The following is a 397-nucleotide window of genomic DNA, read 5'->3' on the forward strand; positions in this document are numbered from 1 at the left end:
TGGTGAGTTTATGCTGCCAGTCCTTGCGGACGTTGGCGGCATGTTCAGTGACGCGACCCACTTTCCAGTAGGCTTTGCGTAAATTATTGGAAACGGGCAACTTTACGCCCTTGGACAATTTCGCATCCCGGCTCAATCCCATCGACACCTTGGCCGCCGCAACCTTTCGGCGGCAAGCGCGCTGGTAACGGCGCTTGCGTTGCTCCAGCACCTGAAGTTTGAGCGGGGTTGCATAGCGCTTTCCGTTTGAACAGACAATTGATCGCGCTCACGTGGCGGCATGATCCTGATCGATACGCAACAGAAATTTGAAAAAGGATGGATTCTGAAGGATGGTTTGGCACATAATGGGAGGGTCTTTAGTTGGGAAACCAAAGACTCGCCCTTGAGGGGCTTG

1 pseudogene is annotated in these 397 nt (G+C 53.4%); it reads right to left on the reverse strand.

Annotation, left to right across the window (positions count from 1 at the left end):
* A pseudogene (locus IV91_RS16465) lies at positions 1-211 on the reverse strand (hypothetical protein); the annotation flags it as partial.
* Positions 212-397 lie beyond the last annotated feature (186 nt).

Origin of the sequence: Ferrovum myxofaciens (assembly GCF_000735045.1) — a bacterium.
In the GTDB taxonomy this organism is placed as follows: domain Bacteria; phylum Pseudomonadota; class Gammaproteobacteria; order Burkholderiales; family Ferrovaceae; genus Ferrovum; species Ferrovum myxofaciens.